The organism is Arthrobacter sp. SD1074B (assembly GCF_056780195.1).
In genome coordinates this window covers 1,423,121-1,442,143 of record NZ_JBRAZT010000001.1, presented here as the reverse complement: position 1 = coordinate 1,442,143, position 19,023 = coordinate 1,423,121, and the positions used below count along the sequence as shown (strand labels likewise).

The 19,023-nt window shown below is 70.6% G+C and carries 15 protein-coding genes; 6 read left to right on the top strand and 9 right to left on the bottom strand.

Annotated features, from left to right (window positions below; translation table 11 throughout):
* Positions 1-34: 34 nt before the first annotated feature.
* Both ACUYM2_RS06700 and ACUYM2_RS06695 read left to right on the top strand, forming a co-directional pair.
* Complete coding sequence (locus ACUYM2_RS06700; RefSeq protein WP_481601422.1) at positions 35-3,967, top strand: Pls/PosA family non-ribosomal peptide synthetase; 3,933 nt, start codon at positions 35-37, stop codon at positions 3,965-3,967.
* Positions 3,968-4,033: 66 nt separating this feature from the next.
* Entirely contained in the window at positions 4,034-5,395 is a 1,362-nt protein-coding gene (locus tag ACUYM2_RS06695; RefSeq protein ID WP_481599371.1) for a M1 family metallopeptidase, read from the top strand.
* Positions 5,396-5,438: 43 nt separating this feature from the next.
* Here the strand turns inward: ACUYM2_RS06695 and ACUYM2_RS06690 are convergent, their stop codons facing one another.
* The 3 genes from ACUYM2_RS06690 to pheS are packed head-to-tail and all read right to left on the bottom strand — an operon-like array spanning position 5,439 to position 9,777.
* Positions 5,439-6,116, bottom strand: a complete 678-nt coding sequence (locus ACUYM2_RS06690; protein WP_481599370.1) for a 4'-phosphopantetheinyl transferase family protein — start codon at positions 6,114-6,116, stop codon at positions 5,439-5,441.
* Between the two features lie 53 nt (positions 6,117-6,169).
* Positions 6,170-8,713 carry a phenylalanine--tRNA ligase subunit beta gene (gene pheT / locus ACUYM2_RS06685; RefSeq protein ID WP_481599369.1) on the bottom strand — a complete coding sequence of 848 codons (2,544 nt, stop codon included), beginning with the start codon at positions 8,711-8,713 and terminating at the stop codon, positions 6,170-6,172.
* Positions 8,714-8,715: 2 nt separating this feature from the next.
* Positions 8,716-9,777 carry a phenylalanine--tRNA ligase subunit alpha gene (gene pheS, locus ACUYM2_RS06680; RefSeq protein ID WP_481599368.1) on the bottom strand — a complete coding sequence of 354 codons (1,062 nt, stop codon included), beginning with the start codon at positions 9,775-9,777 and terminating at the stop codon, positions 8,716-8,718.
* A 231-nt stretch (positions 9,778-10,008) separates the two neighbouring features.
* On the opposite strand from pheS, the gene ACUYM2_RS06675 reads away from it, so the two are divergent.
* Together ACUYM2_RS06675 and ACUYM2_RS06670 are read left to right on the top strand one after the other, a co-directional pair.
* Entirely contained in the window at positions 10,009-10,479 is a 471-nt protein-coding gene (locus tag ACUYM2_RS06675; RefSeq protein WP_481599367.1) for a hypothetical protein, read from the top strand.
* A 1-nt stretch (position 10,480) separates the two neighbouring features.
* Positions 10,481-11,119: an SIMPL domain-containing protein gene (locus ACUYM2_RS06670; RefSeq protein WP_481599366.1), complete on the top strand. Its 639-nt coding sequence runs from the start codon at positions 10,481-10,483 to the stop codon at positions 11,117-11,119.
* 53 nt (positions 11,120-11,172) lie between these two features.
* Here the strand turns inward: ACUYM2_RS06670 and pcp are convergent, their stop codons facing one another.
* A complete protein-coding gene (pcp, locus tag ACUYM2_RS06665; RefSeq protein WP_481599365.1) occupies positions 11,173-11,814 on the bottom strand; it encodes a pyroglutamyl-peptidase I in 642 nt (213 codons plus the stop codon).
* A gap of 91 nt (positions 11,815-11,905) precedes the next feature.
* On the opposite strand from pcp, the gene ACUYM2_RS06660 reads away from it, so the two are divergent.
* Positions 11,906-13,060: an Rv2578c family radical SAM protein gene (locus tag ACUYM2_RS06660; RefSeq protein ID WP_481599364.1), complete on the top strand. Its 1,155-nt coding sequence runs from the start codon at positions 11,906-11,908 to the stop codon at positions 13,058-13,060.
* A 60-nt stretch (positions 13,061-13,120) separates the two neighbouring features.
* Here the strand turns inward: ACUYM2_RS06660 and ACUYM2_RS06655 are convergent, their stop codons facing one another.
* The 4 genes from ACUYM2_RS06655 to ACUYM2_RS06640 are packed head-to-tail and all read right to left on the bottom strand — an operon-like array spanning position 13,121 to position 16,472.
* Positions 13,121-14,494: an NAD(P)(+) transhydrogenase (Re/Si-specific) subunit beta gene (locus ACUYM2_RS06655; protein WP_481599363.1), complete on the bottom strand. Its 1,374-nt coding sequence runs from the start codon at positions 14,492-14,494 to the stop codon at positions 13,121-13,123.
* On the bottom strand, positions 14,491-14,829 hold the full coding sequence (locus ACUYM2_RS06650; RefSeq protein ID WP_481599362.1) for an NAD(P) transhydrogenase subunit alpha part 2: 339 nt from the start codon (positions 14,827-14,829) through the stop codon (positions 14,491-14,493). Before ACUYM2_RS06650 ends, ACUYM2_RS06655 begins: the two co-directional genes overlap by 4 nt.
* Entirely contained in the window at positions 14,829-15,986 is a 1,158-nt protein-coding gene (locus ACUYM2_RS06645) for an NAD(P) transhydrogenase subunit alpha (protein WP_481599361.1), read from the bottom strand. Before ACUYM2_RS06645 ends, ACUYM2_RS06650 begins: the two co-directional genes overlap by 1 nt.
* 42 nt (positions 15,987-16,028) lie before the next feature.
* Complete coding sequence (locus tag ACUYM2_RS06640) at positions 16,029-16,472, bottom strand: (deoxy)nucleoside triphosphate pyrophosphohydrolase (RefSeq protein ID WP_481599360.1); 444 nt, start codon at positions 16,470-16,472, stop codon at positions 16,029-16,031.
* 187 nt (positions 16,473-16,659) lie between these two features.
* On the opposite strand from ACUYM2_RS06640, the gene ACUYM2_RS06635 reads away from it, so the two are divergent.
* Positions 16,660-17,868 carry an MFS transporter gene (locus ACUYM2_RS06635; RefSeq protein ID WP_481599359.1) on the top strand — a complete coding sequence of 403 codons (1,209 nt, stop codon included), beginning with the start codon at positions 16,660-16,662 and terminating at the stop codon, positions 17,866-17,868.
* Positions 17,869-17,913: 45 nt separating this feature from the next.
* Here the strand turns inward: ACUYM2_RS06635 and ACUYM2_RS06630 are convergent, their stop codons facing one another.
* The gene (locus ACUYM2_RS06630) at positions 17,914-18,834 is read right to left on the bottom strand and encodes a cation diffusion facilitator family transporter (RefSeq protein WP_481599358.1); all 921 of its coding nucleotides are present in this window, start codon (positions 18,832-18,834) and stop codon (positions 17,914-17,916) included.
* Between the last annotated feature and the right edge of the window lie 189 nt (positions 18,835-19,023).

Below are 19,023 nucleotides of genomic sequence, written 5' to 3'. Positions count from 1 at the left end.
GATTGAGCAGCAACCGCAGGCTGACGGCGTTCCCTTGGCCGGCGGTCCCCCGTTCGGACCCGTCTATCAGCCGCAGCTGCCGGGCGCCTTCGCCGCGCCGCCGGTGCGGACGCTGATCGACGTCCTGCAGGACACCGCCGCCCGCTTCCCGGACGCGTCCGCGCTCGACGACGGCCATCGTTCGCTCAGCTACGCCCAGCTGATGGACGAGGTCCGCGCCGCTGCCCGGACGCTGCACCTGGCCGGGCTGGGCGCCGGGGACAAAATCGGCGTCCGGATCCCGTCGGGCACCAACGAGCTGTATATCTCCATCCTGGCCGTGCTGTTCGTCGGAGCCGCTTACGTGCCGGTGGATGCGGACGACCCGGATGAGCGGGCCAAGCTGGTGTTCAGCGAGGCCCGGGTTTCCGGGATCCTGCGCGCGGGCGGCACCATCGTCACGGATTCCGGCCGGCCCCGGCCCTTCCCGGCCGCCCGGCCGCCGGTCCCCGGCGACGATGCCTGGGTGATCTTCACCTCCGGCTCCACCGGCACGCCCAAGGGCGTCGCGGTCCGGCACCGCTCGGCGGCGGCCTTCGTGGACGCCGAGGCGCGGATCTTCCTCCAGGCCGACCCGGTCGGTCCACAGGACCGGGTGCTGGCCGGACTCTCGGTGGCCTTCGACGCGTCCTGCGAGGAAATCTGGCTGGCCTGGCGGCACGGCGCGTGCCTGGTCCCGGCGCCCCGCGCCCTGGTCCGGACCGGCATGGACCTAGGACCCTGGCTCATCAACCACGGCATCACGGTGGTCTCCACGGTGCCCACCCTCGCAGCGCTGTGGCCCGTCGAGTCGCTGGAAAGCGTCCGGCTGCTGATTTTCGGCGGCGAGGCCTGCCCTCCCGAGCTGGCCGGACGCCTCGCCGTCGACGGACGGGAAGTCTGGAACACCTACGGGCCCACGGAGGCCACCGTCGTCGCCTGCGCGGCGCCGCTGGGCGGCCCGGGCCCGGTCCGGATCGGACTGCCGCTCGACGGCTGGGACCTCGCCGTCGTGGGCTCCGACGGGGTGCCGGTCGCCGAAGGCGGGATCGGGGAGCTGATCATCGGCGGGGTCGGGCTCGCCCGCTATCTTGATCCGGTCAAGGACGCGGAAAAGTACGCTCCGCTGCCGGCGCTGGGCTGGTCGCGCGCCTACCGCTCCGGCGACCTGGTCCGGTACGAGCGGGCCGGCCTGCTCTTTGTGGGCCGCGCCGACGAACAGGTCAAACTGGGCGGCCGCCGGATCGAGCTCGGCGAAATCGACGCCGCACTCCAGTCGCTGCCCGACGTCGCCGGCGCGGCGGCGGCGGTACGGACGACGGCGGCCGGGAACCAGGTGTTGGTCGGCTACCTCGCGCCGGCCGACGGCAGGACACTGGACCTTGCGGCCGCGCGGGAGATGCTCGGGGCGAGCCTGCCCGCGCCGCTGATTCCGCTCCTCACCGTGGTGGACGCCATGCCGACGAAGACCAGCGGCAAGGTGGACCGGCACGCCCTGCCGTGGCCGCTGGCCGGAACGGGCGCCGCCGATGCCGCGGCGGCGCCGTTGAACCTGCCCGATGACGCACGCTGGATCGTGGAACAGTGGAGCGCGGTGCTCGGCGGCAGCGTCGCGGACCTCGACGCCGACTTCTTTGCCTTCGGCGGCGGCTCGCTGGCCGCGGCCCAGCTAGTCTCCGCCCTGCGGGTCCGCTACCCCACGATCACGGTGGCGGACATCTATGCCACGCCCCGGATCGGGGCCCTGATCGACACGGCGCGACAGTCCCTGCCGGACGGTGCCGCCCCCGAGGCCGGCGAGCGTTCCGTGCGCCCCACCTCCCGCCGGGCCCAGTGGGTGCAGACACTGCTGGGTGTCCCGCTGCACATCCTCGTCGGGATGCGCTGGCTGACCTACCTGATGGTAGCGAACAACCTGCTGGCTTCCCTGGCCGGTTTCACCGCGGCCCCGACGGTGTCGTGGTGGTGGGTGGGCGCGTCATGGCTGGTGTTCGTCAGCCCGGCCGGCCGGATGGCGATCTCAGTGGCCGCCGCGCGGTTGCTGCTGCGCAACGTGGCCCCGGGAAGCTACCCGCGCTCCGGCCGGGTGCATCTGCGCCTGTGGCTGGCCGAACAGATCCAGGACCTGGCCGGTGCCGTCAGCCTCGCCAGCGCCCCGTGGGTGCCGTACTACGCCAGGGCCCTCGGCGCCAGGATCGGCCACAACGTCCAGCTCCACTCGCTGCCGCCGGTCACGGGACTGCTCTCGCTCGGCAGCGGTTGCAACATCGAGCCCGAAGTGGATCTCTCCGGCTGGTGGATCGACGGCGACGCTGTCCACATCGGCGCGGTCCACATCGGCGCCGGGGCAGTCGTCGGCGCCCGCAGCACGCTCATGCCCGGGGCCAGCGTCGGCGCCGGCGCGCAGGTGGAACCGGGCTCCGCCGTGCTCGGACGGGTCAAATCCGGCCACCTGGTGGCCGGATCGCCGGCAGAACGGCGGGGCAAGGCCAAACACGGCTGGCCCGACACCCCGGCGGAGCACCACCTGATCGGCAGGCTGTGGTTTGCCGGCTTCGCCTTCGCCTCGGCCGTCCTGGCCCTGATCCCCTACCTGTCCGCCGCGGCGGCAGCCCTGGTGATGTTCCTGTTCATCCAGGGACGCGACTCCCTGCTCGACGCCGTGCCGCAGCTGGCCGTCTCCCTCCCGCTGGCCGCCCTCGCGTGGTTCGGCACCAACCTGCTGCTCATCCTCGGTACCACGCGTCTGCTTGGCGTAGGGCTGCGCGCCGGCTACTACCGGGTGCGCAGCCGGATCGGCTGGCAGGTCTGGGCAACCGAACGTGTCCTCGACCTGGCCCGCGACCTGCTCTTCCCCGTCTATGCCAGCCTCTTCACGCCCGTCTGGCTGCGCCTGCTCGGCGCCAGGATCGGCCGGAACGTGGAGGCGTCCACGGTGCTGCTGATCCCGAAGATGACGACCGTGGGCGAGGGCGCCTTCCTGGCCGACGACACCATGATCGCCTCCTACGAACTCGGCGGCGGCTGGATGAAGATCGCACCGGCCAAGGTGGGCAAACGCTCGTTCCTGGGCAACTCCGGCATGACCGCCGCGGGCCGCAGCGTTCCCAAGAACTCCCTCGTCGCGGTGCTCTCCGCGACGCCGGCCAAGGCGAAAGCCGGCACTTCCTGGCTGGGCAGCCCGCCGGTGCGGCTGCGCCGGACCGCCATCGCCTCCGACGACACCCGCACCTTCCAGCCGCCACTGCGGCTCAAACTGGCCCGGGCGCTGTGGGAGCTTTGCCGCTTCGTGCCGGTGGTGCTGACCGTGGCCGTTGCCGCCGGCGTGCTGGTGGCGCTCGACTGGCTGGCAGGCCGCTTCAATTACGCGGTGGCGGCCCTGGCGTGCGGCGTCGTGGTCCTGCTGGCCGGTGCGGCTGCCGCCGGCATCTCCGTCGTCGCCAAGTGGCTCCTGGTGGGCCGCATCCGCCCGGGTGAACACCCGCTCTGGAGCTCGTTCATCTGGCGGAACGAAGTGGTGGACACGTTCATCGAGATGGTCAGCGCCCCCTGGTTCGCGCGCGCGGCGTCCGGCACCCCTGCCCTCGTCTGGTGGCTGCGCGCCCTGGGAGCCCGGATCGGGGCCGGCACCTGGTGCGAAAGCTACTGGCTGCCGGAGGCGGACCTCGTCGCCCTGGGCCGCAGCGCCACGGTCAACCGCGGCTGCGTGGTCCAGACCCATCTGTTCCACGACCGGGTCATGAGCATCGACACTGTTACGCTCGAGGACGGGGCCACGATGGGCCCGCACGGGGTCATCCTGCCGCGGGCCCGGATCGGCAACGGAGGCACGGTGGGGCCGGCATCACTCGTGATGAGGGGTGAAACGGTACCCGCCGCGACGTATTGGATGGGAAATCCGGTCAGCCCGTGGGGCGGCCCGGATGTTCCGGCGCCCAAGCCGAAGTAGTCCCGCACCGTCCGTCTGCCGCCCGGAAGGCGCAGCCCGCCAACCGCAACCCCCGAAGGCCGTCCCATGAGTCGTACCGCATCCGCCGCCGGAGAGCTGCCTGCCGAAGCGCCTCCGGCTGCCCCGGACCCCTACATGCCCGGCCACGGCACCGACGTCTACCGTGTCACCCGCTACGAGCTGGACCTCGACTACCGGATCAACAGCAACCACTTGAGCGGCAGGGCGACGCTGCAGGCGGTCGCCCTGCGCCAGAGCTCCGCCATCGTCCTGGACCTGACCGGGCTGCGCGCCACGAAGGTGCTGATGCCAGGGAAGAAGGTGCGCAAGTTCAACCAGCGGGCCGAGCGGCTGGTCGTGGTGCCGGACACGGCGCTGCGGCCCGGTGACGAGTTCACCCTGGACATCCGCTACGAGGGCAACCCGGCGCCCCGGCGCGGGCTCTGGGGAGAGGTGGGCTGGGAGGAACTGAGCGACGGCGTCCTGGTCGCCGGGCAGCCCAACGGCGCGGCGTCGTGGTTCCCGTGCAACGACCATCCGCGGGACAAGGCCAGCTACCGCATCGCGGTCACCACCGACGCAAACTACCGGGCCGTCTGCAACGGCGTGCTGGTCTCGCACCAGGCCCGCTCCAGCCGCGAAACTTGGGTCTACGAGCAGGCCGAGCCGATGGCCAGCTACCTCGCCACGGTCCAGATTGGCCGGTACGAACTGTTGCAGCTCAACCCGGACCGGGGGCCCGGCGACGTCGCCCAGACCGCCGCGGTGCCGGCCGAGCTGTCGGCCGAGGCCCGCGCCGGGCTCGCCGGCCAGCCGCAGATGATGCGTACCTTCACCAGCTGCTTCGGGCCCTATCCGTTCGCCGGCTACACCGTGGTGGTGACCGAGGACGTCCTGGAGATCCCGCTGGAGGCCCAGTCCCTGTCCATCTTCGGCCGCAACCACCTGGCGCCGGACTGGGAATCACAGCGGCTGATCGCGCACGAGCTCTCCCACCAATGGTTCGGGAATTCGCTGACGGCATCCTCGTGGAAGGACATTTGGCTGCACGAAGGCTTCGCCTGCTACGCGGAGTGGATCTGGTCCGAGGAGGCCGGCATCATGAGTGTGGCCGACCGCGCCCGGGCGGCCTGGCGGATGCTCGACCGCGAGGGCCAGGACCTGCTGGTCGGTGACCCCGGCCCGGAATTGATGTTCGATGACCGCGTCTACAAGCGCGGCGCCCTCGCCCTGCACGCCGTGCGCCTGCGCTGCGGCGATCCCGCCTTCTTCGCCCTCCTGCACGAGTGGACCGGCAGCCACCGGCACGGCTCCGTCACCACGGAGGACTTCATCCTGGCAGCGGTCCGGGTGACCGGAATCGACGCCGAAGCCGTGTTGCACCCCTGGCTTTATCAAGAGGCGCTGCCGCCGCTGCCGGCCAGCTGACCGCCGGAAAGCTGACCGCCTGAAAGCTGACCCTGGGACCGCGCTAGTCCCGGTCCGGGAGCGCGGAAAGGGCGACGGCGGCAGCGAACTGCGCGGGCAGTCCGGATTCATCGGGTGGCAGGTCCCGGATGCCGGGCTGGTGCAGCACCTCCACGGCCTCGGGCGCGGTGCGCAACCCGGTGCCGCACAGCTTGAGCCAGGCCTCCTTGCGGGCCCAGAGCCGGGCACGTTCGTGCAGCAGGGCACCGCCGGAAAGACCGCGAAGACTCCCCCGTTCCGCCGGGCCCAGCGCCACCTGATCGAAGCCGTCAAAATCAGCACCCGCCGGGTCCTGCACGTCGACGCCAAGGCGCAGCCCCGCGTCAGGATCCAGCACGGCGGCCAGCAGGACCCAGCCCGCGCTGCGGGACAGGCTGAGTAGCAGCGGAGCCGGCGCGCCGGCCAGGGTGTAGCCGGGCCTGCCGTGCGGGCTTCCGGGACCGCACTGCGGACAGTCGTAGGCGGCCGTGAGCTCCGACGGCGGCACCTCCAGCAGTTCGGCGGCAAGCTGCCGCTGTGCCAGCCGGCCGGCGAGGAACGCCGCCCGCGGACGGGGCTCCAGGCCCAAGGCACGCCCGAGCTCGACGTCGTCCAGCTGTTCGCGGGCGGCGGCGTCCGGTAACCCGGGTGCGTCAGGTACGCCAAAGGGCGGGACCGACCGCACAATCAGCTGTGATGCCATGGTCCCGCCCTCCTGTATTTCCGGCTCTCCCGCCAGGGGCTTCCCTCCGGGCGCTAGCGCTGCACGGCGCCGAAACGCTCGTGGGCGGCAGCGACAGCGCTGTCGCGGGCGGCCGAGGCCTCGTCCGCGGTCAGCGTCCGGTCGTCGGCCCGGAAGCGCAGGTTGAAGGCGAGCGACTTCTTGCCCTCCTCGATGCCCTTGCCGGCGTAGACGTCGAACAAGGACACCTCCTCGAGCAACTCCCCCGCGCCCTCGCGCAGGGCGGCCAGCACCTCGTCCGCCGCAACGTCTGCCGCGACGACGAGGGCGACGTCCTGGGTCGCCACGGGGTAGCTGGAGATGTGCCGGGCGACGATCACGTCGGCGGCGGCTTCGAAGAGCGCATCGGCGTTCAGCTCCAGCGCCACCGAGCGGGCCGGCATGTCCTGCGCCGCGAGCAGCTTCGGGTGCAGTTCGCCGGCGTAGCCCACGACCTCGCCGCTGCGGAGCGCCAGCTGCGCGGCACGGCCCGGGTGGAATGCCTGGTGCTGGCCCTTGCTGGCCACGAGTTCGACGCCGAGCACATCGCCGGCGAGCCGGGCGATGTCCAGCGCGTCGGCCCAGTCCCAGGCGCGGGGCGTGTGTGCCGGCGCGGCGGGGGAATCGTGGCCGGTCAGCACGGCGGCGAGGTGCAGCGGCTGGTCGGGAACGCCGTCGTACAGGGCGTCCAGCACCTCATCGGAGGGCTTGGCACCCAGCGGCGGAATCGAGGCGGTTCCCAGCGTGTCGCCGGGCAGGAAGACCAGCCCGGATTCGAAGAGCGCGAGGTCGCGGAAACCGCGGGAGTGGTTGCGCTTGGCGACCTCGATCAGGCCCGGCAGGATGGAGGTCCGCAGGTAGCCGTGCTCTTCGCTGATCGGGTTGGCCAGTTTGAGCGCCTTGCGCTCCGCGCCGGCTACGGGGACCCCGAAGGTGTCGTTGGCGGCCTTGGAGACGAACGGGTACGCCATCACCTCGGTGAGGCCGGCATCGGCCAGGGCCTGCACGAGCCGGCGGCGCTGCTGCTGGACTCGGGTCAGGCCGCGTCCAGGGGGCGCCACCGGGAGGGTCGCGGGGATCTTGTCGTAGCCGACCAGCCGGGCGATTTCCTCGGAAAGGTCTTCCTTCGTTTCCAGGTCGTTGCGCCAGCTCGGGGCCGTGACGCTGTAGCCGGTGGCGGTCTTTTCGACGATGGCGCCGAGGTCCTGGAGCGAGGTCAGGATCTGTTCCTCGGTGAAGTCGATGCCGATCCGCTCGGCGGCGAAGGCCGCCGGCAACTGCACGGTCACCGGAGCGGGCGCGATGCCGACGTCGGTGCCGGCCTCGTCCGCCGTGCCTCCGGCGAGTTCAACGAGGAGATCGACGGCGCGCTGGGCGGCCACGTGGGCGACGTGCCAGTCCACGCCGCGCTCGAAGCGCTTGGACGCCTCGGAGGGCAGCTTGTGGCGGCGGCGCGAACGGGCAATCGAGACTTCCTCGAAGTGCGCGGCCTCGATCAGGATGGTCGAGGTCGCGTCGCTGACCTCAGTGGCGGCGCCGCCCATCACGCCGGCGACGCCGATCGGGCCGGAGCCATCCGTGATCAGGAGGTCTTCGGCGTCGAGCGTGCGCTCCTTCCCGTCCAGGGTCTTGAGCTTTTCGCCGGCAACGGCGCGGCGGACCACGATCCCGCCGGAGAGCTTGTCCTGGTCGTAGAAGTGCAGCGGCTGGCCGAGCTCCAGCATGACGTAGTTGGAGATGTCCACCGGCAGCGAGATGGAGCGGATGCCGGCGAGCCGGAGCCGGGCGGCCATCCACGGCGGGGTGGGGCGGGCGGCGTCCACGCCGTGCACGGTGCGGGCCACGAAGCGGTCGCAGCCCGGCTTGCCGTAAATCGGGGCGTCGTCGTTGAGCTTGACCGGGTATCGCCCGGACAACTCGGCGGGGGCCTGGACCTTGGACGCCGGGTCGGTGAAGGGCGTGCCGGTGGCGTGGGCGTACTCGCGGGCGACGCCGCGGATCGAGAACGCGTAGCCGCGGTCCGGGGTGACGTTGATTTCCGCGGCCTCGTCGTAGAGGCCGAGCAGCTCCATGGCGTCGGTGCCGATTTCCGGGTCCAGCCCGATCCGGGACAGCACCAGGATGCCGTCGTGGTCTTCGCCGATGCCCAGTTCGCGGACGGAGGCGATCATGCCGGCGGAGAGGTGCCCGTAGGTTTTGCGGGCGGAGATCCGGAAGTCGCCGGGCAGGACGGCGCCCGGAAGCGTGACCACCACCTTGTCGCCCTCCACGAAGTTGTGCGCGCCGCAGATGATGCCTTGCACGCCGGAGGGGTCGATGCCCTCGCCGGTGAGCGTCTGCGCCTGGCCTTCGGGGACCACCCGGACCTGGCACCAGTTGATGGTCTTGCCGTTGGTCTGGGCTTCCTTTTCGATGCTCAGGACCTGGCCCACCACGATCGGGCCCTGGAGGGCATCCGTCGGACGGTGGACTGCTTCCTCTTCAAAACCGACCTTGACCAGGTCCGCCATGACGTCTTCGGCCGTCGCTCCGGCCGGTACCGCCGCGAATTCACGCAGCCAGGAAAGTGGGATACGCACTGTTAGATCTCCATCCCGAAGTGCTCGCTGAAACGTACATCGCCTTCGATCATGTCGCGCATGTCGCCAACCTCATTACGGAACATGAGGGTGCGTTCGATGCCCATGCCGAAGGCAAAACCTGAATAGACGTCCGGATCGATGCCGGCGGCGCGCAGCACGTTGGGGTTGACCATGCCGCAGCCGCCCCACTCGATCCAGCGCGGGCCACCCTTGGCCCCAGGGTGCCAGATGTCCAGCTCCGCGGACGGCTCGGTGAACGGGAAGTAGTTGGGGCGCAACCGGATCTGGGCCTCGTCGCCAAACATCTGGCGGGCGAAGTGCTCCAGGGTTCCGCGCAGGTCCGCCATGGACAGGCCCTTGTCGATCGCGAGGCCCTCGAACTGGTGGAAGACCGGGGTGTGCGTGGCGTCCAGTTCGTCGGTGCGGAACACCTTGCCCGGGCACAGCACGTAGATCGGCACTTCGCGTTCCAGCATGGAGCGGACCTGCACCGGGGAGGTGTGGGTGCGCATCAGCAGGTGGGCCTCGGGCGGCTCCACGAAGAAGGTGTCCTGCATCTCGCGGGCCGGGTGGTCCGGCTTGAAGTTCAGCGCATCGAAGTTGAACCACTCCGACTCGACCTCGGGGCCCTCGGCGATCTCCCAGCCCATACCGACGAAGATGTCCGCGACGCGGTCCTGCAGCGTGGACAGCGGGTGGCGGGCACCGGCACGACGGCGGCGCGGAGCGGCCGTGACGTCCACGGTTTCCTCGACCAGGATGCGGGCGTCGTTCTCCGCCTCGAGTTCGGCGGTGCGGTCCGCGAGCGCCTTGTTGACGCGTCCACGGGAGGCACCCATGAGCTTGCCGGCGGCCGCCTTCTGGTCCTTGGGCAGGGCGCCAATCTCACGGTTGGCCAGGCTCAGCGCGGATTTTTCCCCCGTGTGGGCGAGGCGCACGGCCTTGAGCTCATCGAGCGTCGAGGCCGCGGCAATGGCGGCGACGGCCTGGTCTACGGCGGCGGTGATGGCGGCTTCATCCAGAGGGTTCGGGACGGCGGCGCCCGGCAAAGTTTCAGTCATCTACTGTTCTTAGCTACGAGTCGGGTGATGCCAACGCACGCAGGGCCTCAACGGGTGCAGGGACCGGTGCATTGACAAAGGGCAGGGCTCGCCAAAATGGCTCCGGCGGGCACTCCCGTCCAGTCTAGTTGAACCCGTCCGGCCGCCCGAACGTGACGGGCGGTCCTCTCCAGGCAGGACGGCTGTCACGGGCGGCCTCCCGGCAGCACGGCTCCCGGCTAGCATGGCCTCATGACGTCCGGACAGCGGCTGCGGCAGCTCGCCAACGTAGTGAATGCCTCAACCCCACTGGGGTTGCTGCTGGCTGTCTGCGCCCGGGCCAGGATCCGCCGCGGCCCCCGCGGCCTCATCCTCGCCACGAGCTACCGCTGGCGCCTGCCGTGGGCAGCGGCATTCACCGTGGGCAACGTGGTGCTGTTCCGCGCGGGCCCGGCGGAGGCCCTGGGCAACCCGGTACTGCTGGGGCACGAGGAACGCCACAGCACCCAGTACGCCTGGTGCCTGGGGGTTCCGTTCCTGCCGCTGTATTTCCTAGCGGCCGGCTGGTCCCAGTGGCGCACGGGCAACCCCGGATCGGCCAACCCCTTTGAACGCCACGCCGGGCTCCAGGCCGGCGGCTACCCGCCGGCCTGGACCGGGCCCCCTCCCGGGACCTCCCGACCGACCACGGCCGGCACAGCCCCCAAGCAGAACGAGGCATGACATGACGGAACATCCCAGGTCGATTGCGGTCACCGGATCCGGAACCGCGGAAGCGGTCCCTGACCTGCTGACGCTTAGCATCGGCGTCGAATGCCGGCGCGCCGGCGTGGAAGCGGCGTACGGGGACGCCGCCCGCGCCTCGTCCGCGATCACGGAGGTGCTGCGCGGGCACGGTGTGGCGAACGCGGACATCACTACCTCGGGGCTGGACGTCCGGGCAGAGCTCAGTTGGCAGGAGGGCCGCGGGCAACTGGTCTCCGGCTATCTGGCGTCCGGCACGCTGCGTGTGCGGCTCCGCGACCTGGCCGCGTCCTCCGGCCTAATCGCCGCCGCGGTCGCGGCCGGCGGGGACGATGTCCGCCTCAACGGCCTGGAGCTGGGATTCGCGGACCCCGCCGCGGTCGAAGCCGCCGCCCGGGAGGCGGCGTGGAACGATGCCCGCGGCACGGCCGAACACTTTGCCTCGCTGGCCGGCGCCCGGCTGGGCAAGGCCCTCTCAGTCAGCCGGCGGCCGGGCTCCGCCCCGCCCATCCCGCTGGCCGGGATGCAGCGCGCCGTGGCGTCCGAGCCGTTGACCGTCGAAGCCGGCAGCACCAGCGTCAGCGCCGACGTGGACGTGGTCTGGGAGCTGCTCGACTGACCCTGCCTGCGCCAGGCTCCGCCGACGGACGCCCGGGATGGCGCTGACCGGCGCTAGTGGGTGGCGCCGGCGGCGAGCTTGGCGTCCGCCGTCGTCGCCAGCGCGGTCCGGACGACGACGGCGAGCGCCTGCGTCATCTGTTCCAGCGGCAGCGAGGCGAGCCCGCTTCCGGCCGGGACCTGGTCCGGCCCGTAGGGGACGTGGACAAAGCCGCCGCGAACCCCGGGGCTAAGCCGCAAGGCGTGCATCAGGCCGTAAAAGACGTGGTTGCAGACGTAGGTCCCGGCCGTCTGGGACACTTCGGCGGGGATCCCGGCTGTTCCCAGTGCCGCCAGCGCCGCCTTCACCGGCAGGGTGCTGAAGTAGGCGGCCGGAGCGCCGGGAACCACAGGCTCATCGACGGGGGCGTTCCCGGCGTTATCCGTGATCCGGGCGTCATCGCAGTTGATGGCAATCCGCTCCAGCGAGACAGCGCGCCTGCCGCCGGCCTGGCCTGCACAGACCACCAGCGCCGGGCGGTGCTCTGCCAGCGCCGCGTGCAGGACCCCGATGGCGTCGCCGAAGACGCAGGGCAGCTCAACGGCAGCCACCTCGTACCCCTCGGCCTTCAGTAGGTCGGCCGCAGCGCGCGCCGCGGTCCAGGACGGATTGGTGCTCTCGCCGCCAAACGGTTCGAAGCCGGTCAGGAGAATCATGGGCCCAGCCTAGCAACGCCGCGGGGGCGCCAGCCCTGTGTTTGGGCCTGCGGTCCTTGACTTAAGATCGAACATATATTCGAATGTATCCATGAGGTGGGACGCGCAAGCACTTAAGCCAACCGGCGGGGCAGCCGCCGGCCAGGCCGCGGCCGGGGGCGCAACCGGCGGTGCCCCGGTCGGCGCCGGCCCGGCTGTCGAGGCCCTACTGCCGCTGGCGGGCCTGGTGCGGTCCGTCTCCACCCCCGAGTTTGCCGGAGTCACTTTCCACGAGGTCACCGCCAAATCGGTGCTCAACAAGGTGGTCGCCGGGTCCCGCATGCCGTTCGACTGGACCGTCAATCCCTACCGCGGCTGCAGCCACGCCTGCGTCTACTGCTTCGCCCGCAAGAGCCACACCTACCTGGACTTCGACGCCGGCCTGGACTTTGACAGCCAGGTGGTGGTCAAGATCAACGCCGCCGAGGTGCTGCGCAAGGAGCTGGCCAAACCCTCCTGGCAGCGCCAGCACGTAGCGCTGGGCACCAACACGGACCCTTACCAGCGCGCCGAGGGCCGGTACCAGCTGATGCCCGGCATCATTGGCGCCCTTGCCGACTCCGGCACCCCCCTGTCCATCCTCACCAAGGGCACGCTGCTGGCCCGGGACATCCCGCTGCTCAAGCACGCCGCCGCCCAGGTACCGGTGGGCGTCGGTATCTCGCTGGCCATGACGGACGAGCGGCTCTCCGAGGCTGTCGAGCCGGGTACCCCCGGCCCGCGGGCCCGGCTCAAGCTCGTGTCCCGGCTGCGGGACGCAGGGCTTCCCTGCGGCGTGATGGCGATGCCCATCCTGCCTTGGCTCTCCGACTCCGACGAAGCCCTCGATTCCCTCTTCGGCTCGCTCGCGGCGGCCGGTGCCACCGGTGTCACCGCGGGGGCGCTCTACCTCAAGCCGGGCACCCGCGAGTGGTTCATGCAATGGCTCGCCCGGGAGCACCCCCAGCTCGCCGGCAAATATCGCCGGCTGTACGGCAGCGGCTCCTACGCTTCCAAGGATTACCGGGCCTGGCTGGCCGGCCGGATCCGGTATTTCAAGTCCCGGCACGGCTTCCTCGGCTCCTCGGGCTTCAGCCACCGGGACCTCAACGAGGACCCGCGGGAAGAGGAAGCCCAGTACCCGGCGGGCAGCATCCCCGAGCCGGTTGCTCCGCGGGCCACAACTGTCGCTGCGGGGGCGGAGGCAGCCCAGCCCACGCTCTTCTGACGGACACCGTTCCGACAGGGACCGTTTTGACAGACCCTGTTCCTCACCTGTTCCCGCGCCCTAGAGAATCTTGACAGCGCCAAGGACCTTGGAGAGCGAATCCTTGGCGTCGCCGAAGAGCAGGGTTGTCTTGGGGTCGTGCAGGAGTTCATTCTCGATGCCGGCGAAGCCCGGGCGCATCGAGCGCTTCAGGAAGACCACCTGCTGGGCCTGGACCACCTCGAGGATCGGCATCCCGTAGATCGGCGAGCCCGGGGACGACTTCGCCGCCGGGTTGACGACGTCGTTTGCCCCCACCACCAGGGCGATGTCCGTGTTGGCGAATTCGGGGTTGACCTCTTCCAGTTCGCGCAGTGATTCATAGGGCACATTCGCTTCCGCCAGCAGTACGTTCATGTGTCCGGGCATCCGGCCGGCGACGGGGTGGATGGCGAACACGACGTCGACTCCCCTGGCGGTGAGGGCGGTGGCGAGTTCAGCCACGGTGTGCTGGCCCTGGGCGACGGCGAGGCCGTAGCCGGGCACGATCACGACGCGCTGGGCGTAGCCGAGCTGGACGGCGACGTCCTCGGCCGAGGAGGAGCGCACAGGCCGGTCGCTGAGGGTGGTTGAACCGGCCGTGGACCCGCCCCGGAAGGCGCCGAACATGATGCCGGCGACGCCGCGGCCCATCGCGGAGGCCATCACCTTGGTGAGGATGGTACCGCTCGCCCCCACCAGCGTCCCGGCGACGAGCAGCAGCACGTTGCCCAGCACGATCCCGGATGCCGCTACGGCGAGGCCGGTGAACGCGTTCAGCAGCGAGATCACGATCGGCACGTCCGCGCCCCCGACCGGGAGCACCAGCAGCAGCCCGGCGGCCAGGCCCAGCACCAGCAGGGCGCCGGCCCAGCCGGGCGAACCGGTCAGCACCACGAGGCCGCCGGCGGTGAGCGCGCCCGCCAGGACGAGCACCATCACGGCCGGCATGCCCGGGAACAGCAACGGGCGGGTGCTGATCAGCTCCTGCAGCTTCCCCACCGTAACGGCCGACCCGGCAAAGGACACGGCGCCGACCAGCATCGTGAACACAACGGCCAACCGGACCCAGGACTCCCCGCTGTGGCCGAGTTCCAACACCGCGACCAGGGCGGCCGCGCCGCCGCCGACGCCGTTGAACAGTGCCACGAGTTGCGGCATCTGGGTCATTTGCACACGCCGGGCGACCGGAACGGCGAGTCCGGCGCCGACGGCGATCGCGGCAAGGATCAGCGGTATGTTCTCCAGCCGGGCGGAGAGGAACACGGTCAGTACCGCCACCGCGGCTCCGGCGGCGCCGATGGCGTTGCCGCGCCGGGCCGTCCGGGGCGAGCTGAGGCCCTTCAGGGCGAGGATGAAGCAGATGGCCGCCACGAGGTAGAGCAGCGCGGTCCAGGCCGGGGCAAGGATGCTCATGCGCGCTCCTCCGGTGCGTTGCCGGGACCGGCGCCGGGCGGGGCGGCGGGAGGGGCGGCCCTGCGCGGGCCGAACATTTCCAGCATCCGGTCGGTGACGACGAAGCCGCCGACCAGGTTGACGGTCGCGAGGACCACCGCGAGCAGGGCGACCGCGAGCAGCCAGGGGTCGCCGGCCTGGCCTGCCACAATGACCGCACCGACCAGGATGATGCCGTGGATGGCGTTGGCGCCGGACATCAGCGGGGTGTGCAGCTTGCTGGTGACCTTGGAGACCACTTCGAAGCCGACGAAGACGGCGAGCACCACCACCGTGAGTAACGTAACCGGATCCATTAGTTGTGGGCCTCCATAGCTGCCGCGGTGCCGGCGTGACGAACGGCGCCGTCATGGGTCAGGCACGCTCCGGCGACGACGTCGTCAGTAAAGTCCGGGGTTACCGTGCCGTCCGTGGTCATCAGGGCGAGCAGGTTGGCGACATTCTTCGCGTACAGGCGGGACGCGTCGGAGGCGAGGGCCGAGGCCGCGTCCTGCATCCCGACCAGCGTCACGGCGCCTCCCGGGACCGGAACCAGGACGTCCCGCCCGGCGATGACGCCCTCGACGTTGCCGCCGGATTCCGCGGCGAGGTCCACGACGACGGACCCGGCCCGCATCCCGGCCACCATGTCGGTGGTGACCAGCAGGGGGGCGGCGCGGCCCGGGATCGCCGCGGTCGTGATGAGCACGTCCGCGGCGGCGACGTGCGGCGCCAGCAGGGCCCGCTGCCGGGCGGCACGGTCCTCGCCGAGCTCGCGGGCGTAGCCGCCGGTGCCCTCGGCGGACGTGCCCGCAGCCCGGCTGTCGAGTTCCAGGTTGATGAAGCTGCCGCCCATCGAGGCGACCTCGTCGGCGGAGGCGGCGCGGATGTCGTTGGCCGAGACCCGGGCACCGAGCCGTTTCGCGGTGCCGATGGCCTGCAGGCCCGCGACGCCGGCGCCGAGGACCAGTACCCGGGCGGGCGGGATGGTTCCTGCAGCTGTCATGTACAGCGGGAAAAACCTCGGGTAGCGCAAAGCCGCCTCCAGCACGGCGCGGTAGCCGGCGACCAGGGACTGGGAGCTCAGAGCGTCCATGGACTGGGCGCGGGAGATCCGCGGCACGAGTTCCAGTGCGAAGGACGTCACGCCCGCGGCGGCGAGGGCGCCGACGGCGGCCAGTTCCGAGGCGGGCGAGGCGAAACCGATGGTGATGGTGCCCGGCCGCAGCGCGGCGGCGGTCTCCGGCGTGAGCGGGCGGACGTGCAACAGGACATCCAGGGCGTCCAGGGGCAGTTCCGGGGTGAGGCCGGCACCAGCCTCCGCATAGTCGGCGTCGCCGTAGCCGGATTCGACGCCGGCACCGGATTCGACCAGCAGCGACAGGCCAAGGCCCGTGAGCTGCCGCACCGTCTCGGGGGTGGCCGCGACCCTGCGCTCCCCCGCACGCTCTTCCCGCCTGACCCCGACCTGCACGCCCAGCTCCTCCCGGTTGGCCCCAGCGTAGCCACACCGGGCTCAGTTTGGCGAGGGTTCCGCCGCGACAGCCGCCAGGAGCGCTTCGACGATCGGCAGGTCCGCCGGGATCCACGGCAGCGCCAGGACTTCCGCCGGGTCCGCCAGCGCCACCCAGCGCAGTTCGTCATGGTCTTCGAGCGGCTGCGGCGTACCGGCCGCCAGTTCGGCGAACCAGACCCGCATCGCGGCCCGGTTGTTGAGCGGCCAGCCGGACGGTGCCGACCCGGGCAGTTCCAGCCCCAGCCGGACCTCCACCCCCAGTTCCTCCAGCAGTTCACGGTGCAGGGCGCGTTCCGGCGTCTCGCCGGGATCCACCTTTCCGCCGGGAAACTCCCACATGCCGGCAAACTGCGGCGGCGCCGTCCGCCTCGCCACCAGGAGGGTCCGGGGGGCGGACAGGGAATCAACTACTGCGCCGCCGACGACGTTGATGAGTTCAGTCACGTCCACCAGTCTAGGGGCGCCGGGGCGTCCCTTCCGGGGGACAATGATGACAGACCCGGCGTCCGGCGCGGGAATACCAGGGCAGGCGCCCCGCGTTCCCTGCCCCGGAGACCTCAAACGGCCAAGCGCCTCATCAGTAGGCCCATTCCCCTGGCTTCCGCCGGGATCAATTCCGAAAAGCAGGCAGATGACAACCACCAAAGACGCCCCCGCGACGGCGAAAACCGGCTCCCGCCACCTTGCCCTCGCCATCATTTCCCTGGCCATGGGCGGATTCGGCATCGGCACCACCGAATTCACCATGATGGGCCTGCTCAAGGAGGTGGAGCAGGGGCTCGGCGTCAGCACCCCGGAGGCCGGGCACCTGATCTCCGCCTACGCCCTGGGTGTGGTGGTCGGCGCGCCGGCGCTGGCCGCCGTCGGGGCCAAACTGCCGCGCAAGTACCTGGCGTTGGGACTGATGCTGTTCTTCAGCCTCGCGAACCTCAGCTCCTTTATCGCCCCCGACTACGGCACCATGCTGGTCTCCCGCTTTGCTGCGGGGCTGCCGCACGGCGCCTTCTTCGGGGTCGCCGCGGTCATTGCCTCCTCCCTGGTCGCGCCGACCAAACGCGGCTGGGCCATCTCAATGGTGATGGCCGGACTCACGGTCGCCAATGTGATCGGGGTGCCGTTCGGGACCTGGCTGGGACAGGCCTTCGGCTGGCGCCTGCTCTTCCTGCTGGTCGGCCTGATTGGAATAGCCACCATGGTGATGCTCTGGAAATTCGTGCCGTTCCAGAAACCCCATGCCGACGCCAGCATCCGCCGTGAACTCGGTGCGCTTAAGCGGCTGCAGGTCTGGCTCGCCCTCCTGATCGGCGTTGTCGGCTTCGGCGGGTTCTTCGCCACGTACACCTACATCGCGCACACCATGACCTCCGTGGCCGGCATCGCCTCGGAATGGCTGCCGCTGGTCGTCGCCCTCTACGGCGTGGGCATGGTGGTAGGCAACATCGTCGGCGGGCGGATCGCGGACAGATCCGTAATGGGCACCATCTACTGGGTGCTGCCCGGCGTTGCTGTGGCGCTGGTGGTCTACGCGGTGGCCGTGCACTGGCCGTGGTCCGCCTACGTGATGGTGTTCGTGGTGGGCGCAGCCGGCTCCATGCTGGTGCCGGCACTGCAGACCCGGCTCCTCGACGCCTCCCCGGACGCGCCGTCCCTGGCGTCCTCGCTGAACCATGCCGCCCTCAACGTGGCAAACGCCCTCGGCGCATTCCTCGGCGGCCTCGTCATCGCCTGGGGCTGGGGCTACGTGGCCCCCGCCCTGGTAGGGGCGGCGCTGGCCATCCTGGGCCTGGGCGTCGCGGCCCTGAGCGGGGCGGTGGAACGCAGGAGGCCGCTGGTCCGGTAGCCGCGCAAGGCGGTACCGGCCCAGCGGCCCCGGCGTCCCGCCGCTTTAGCGGGCGCTGACGCGTTGCACGTCCGGTTCCAGGTAGATCACCCGTGCGGTCGGCACCGCCTCCCGGATGCGGACTTCGGCGGAGTCAATGGCCGCCGCGATGTCCCGGCCCGAATCGGCCGCGCCGACGCTGATCTTGGCTGCCACCAGTAGTTCCTCCGGACCCAGGTGCATGGTCTTGATGTGGATGATGCTGGTGCCGTCCGCCTCGATGGCGCCGCGGATCTTAGCGACGTCGGCCTTGGTCGCGGATTCGCCCAGCAGCAGGGACTTGGTTTCCACCGCCAGGACCCCCGCGATCGCCACCAGCAGCAGGCCGATCATGGCGGTTCCGAGGGCGTCCCAGATGCCGTTGCCGGTGACCAGCGTCAGGCTGACGCCGAAGAGGGCGAAAAGCAAGCCCAGCAGGGCGCCGAAGTCCTCCAGCAGGATGACGGGCAGTTCGGGCTGCTTGGCGTTGCGGATGAAGTGGACCCAGCTCTGCTTGCCGCGCAGCGGGTTGGACTCGCGGATGGCTGTCCGGAAGGAGAAAGACTCGGCGACGGCGGCGCCGATCAGCACAGCCAGCGGAACCCACCAAAAGTCCCCCTCGATGCCGTGCGGGTGCTGGATTTTGCCCCAGGCCTCGTAGAGGGCGAACAGGCCGCCGACGGAGAAGAGCACGATCGAGACGATGAAGGCGTATATGTAACGTTCCCGGCCGTAGCCGAAGGGGTGTTCGGGGCTCGCCTTCTTCTTGGCACGCTTGCCGCCGACCAGCAGGAGCAGCTGGTTCCCGGAGTCGGCGAGCGAGTGGATGGCCTCCGCGAGCATCGACGAGGAGAGCGTCAGAATGAACGCGATGAACTTGAGGACTGCGATCGTCAGGTTGGCGGCCAACGCCGCGACGATCGCCTTGGTACCGCCGTTTGCAGCCAAGAGAGCTTCTCCTTTGGAGGTTTTTCTTCGGTGGACGCGCGAACCGCCGGGTGCCCGTGTCCGGAAGGAACACCGTACCTGTTTTAGGGCCCGCTGCCGCACCGCAGCGGGGCCGCCGGCGGTACGTAACGATTGAGTGTGATGCTGCTGACACGGGAACACGCCTGTGTTAGCTTGAAGCCATAATCG